Raw genomic sequence first — 2,199 nt, 5'->3', positions numbered from 1 at the left:
ACCACCCGAACAGGAGGGTGAGTCCGGTCTGTCCGCCGTTTTGGCTGACGGCGGCGTTGGTGTTCTGGCCGAACTGGAAGAGGCCATAGGCGTTGTTGCCGCCGGTCTGGCTGACGGTGCCGGTATGGCCCGCGCCTTCCTGGTGGATGATCGCCTGGTCGGTCGCGCCCTGGGCGATGCCGGCGGCGTTGTTGACGCCGTGCTGGGTGACATGGCCATTGGCCTGGATGTCGTTGTGCAGCGCATAGAGCGCGAGGCCGATGCGCAGCGCCTGGGCCTCCTGCGCGTTCGAGGGGGCGATGTTGAGGGCGACCGAGCCTCCGGCCGAGGCGGCCATGGGCAGGGCGGTCGAGGCGGCGAGGGCGGCGGCGAAAGCGAGGGTTTTCATGGCTTTGATCCTTGGCAGAGGAGGAATGGGGGCTGGCGGAAAGAACAGAAGGAAAGGTCTTGGAAGAAGGCACCGGGGGGAGCAGGGCCCCGGCAGGCAGGCGTTACAGGCGGGCGTTACAGGCGGGCGTCGGCGCAGGTCAGGGCGCGGCCGCCGACGGTGACGTCGAGATCGACGGTATGGTTGCGCGGGCTGCCCGAGAGGCGGGTCTCGCCCAGCACCTCGGTGCCACCGGCGGCGACCGAGAAGTCGCCCGACTGGCGGATGGTGGTCCGGCCGCCGCCGCCGGTCGAGGTGATGGCCATGGCATAGCTGCCCTGGGTGGCGCGCTCGGCATGGACGCGGCCGGTGATCAGCGTGCCGGACCCGGCGGGCTCCAGCGCGATCTCGCAGACCACGGGGGCAGCGGGGCGGGAATTCTCGGCGAAAGCGGCCGAACAGGCGGCCATCGCGGCCAGCGACAGGCCGAGCAGGACAGCCGGTGCCCGGCGGGTCTGGATGCGGCGGTCGGGGAAGGTCTTGGTGCTGCGCATGGCGGGATCCTCGGGGTCAGGGGCCGCGGGGTCCGGGGCTGAACCCCGCGGCGGGAGGGGGAGCGGGAGGGGACGCTCCCCCGGGGACGGGTTCAGTGCTGGACGATGGCGATGACGTTGCCGACGCCGGTCTGGGTGGCCGAGGCCGAGTTGTTGTCGCCCAGCTGCACGACGGCGGCGACGTTGTTGCGGCCGTACTGGCCGACATCGGCGGCGTTGTTGTTGCCCATCTGGGCGACGCCGACGGTGTTGCGGCGGCCCCATTGGTCGGTGGTGGCGGTGTTGTTCCAGCCCGACTGGCCGATGGCGGCGTCGTTGCGGCGGCCGTCCTGGGTGGCGACGGCGATGTTCGAGCCGCCGTTCTGGATCACGGTCAGACGCTGACGATGGCCCGACTGGCCGCCGCCGACCTGGTTGTTCCAGCCGTTCTGCTGGACCACGACGCTATGGCCGCCGGTGGCGAGAGCGGGCAGCGCGGTGGCGCCGATCAGGGTGGCGAGGACGAGGGTTTTGAAGGATTTGGCGAACATGGTCTGGGTCTCCGTAAGGATGTGGCCTGATGAGGTGGTGGCCGGGGGTTGAATGGGGTGGTCGGGGTTGGGTGGTTGGGTGGATCGTCTGTCTGTCGTGTCGTTCGGGGAGCGCCGGTGCCCCGGGTCGTCCGGGGCGGTCTGTGCTTCCGATGAGACCAATCTGGCCGCCCGGCCCGGGTCAGACAAAATCACCGCGCCGTGGGGCGATAACCGGGGGTCTGTTATCCGATAACAAGCGGGGGCTCCCTGGCTAAGCCCTTGATGATGCGCTGATTCGCCTCCGAACCCGCGGCAGCCCCACCGACCCGCCCTGTCCCCGGCCGAGGCGCGCTCCTGTTGACACCCCCCCGCGACCGCCGCCCGCCGGGGGCACATCGCCCCCGCGCGCGCCCCGCTGTTATCCGATGACAGCGCCCCACCGGGCCCACCGCCTGCCCCCGCGGCAGCCGCTGCCCCCTCTGGCCGAGGCGATTCGGCCAAACGAGGCGAATCGCCCCACCCCGGCCTCGGCCCCCGCGGCGCGGTCGGAAGGGCGTATTTGAGGCAGAATGAAAGCCCGAGGCGCGCGCCCTGACCCCACCGACGGACGCGCCGGATGCTGGCCGCGGGACGGATGCCACGGGCGCCCTTTCCCCTCTTCGTTCTTCCAATATCCTCAGGGGGGTCCGGGGGGCAGAATGCCCCCCGCTGGTCGCCCAAGGCGCCCGCGACAGCGGGCAACGAGGGCGAAACACCTCCACAGCCG

At 71.0% G+C, this 2,199-nt stretch carries 3 protein-coding genes; all 3 read right to left on the bottom strand.

Features of this window, described 5'->3' with window-relative positions; translation table 11 throughout:
- Positions 1 to 388, bottom strand: a 388-nt coding sequence (locus DDE23_RS24810) for a curlin (RefSeq protein ID WP_107755225.1), incomplete at its 3' end; no start/stop codon positions are given.
- Positions 389 to 504: 116 nt separating this feature from the next.
- Positions 505 to 921 carry a curli-like amyloid fiber formation chaperone CsgH gene (gene csgH, locus DDE23_RS24805; protein WP_107755224.1) on the bottom strand — a complete coding sequence of 139 codons (417 nt, stop codon included), beginning with the start codon at positions 919 to 921 and terminating at the stop codon, positions 505 to 507.
- Positions 922 to 1,013: 92 nt separating this feature from the next.
- Positions 1,014 to 1,451, bottom strand: a complete 438-nt coding sequence (locus DDE23_RS25270) for a curlin (RefSeq protein ID WP_157958120.1) — start codon at positions 1,449 to 1,451, stop codon at positions 1,014 to 1,016.
- Positions 1,452 to 2,199: the final 748 nt, after the last annotated feature.

It is taken from the genome of Pararhodobacter aggregans, from assembly GCF_003075525.1.
GTDB classification, from domain to species: Bacteria; Pseudomonadota; Alphaproteobacteria; order Rhodobacterales; family Rhodobacteraceae; genus Pararhodobacter; species Pararhodobacter aggregans.
Note: the sequence above shows the minus strand (reverse complement) of the source record. Positions and strands in the feature narration are given on the sequence as shown.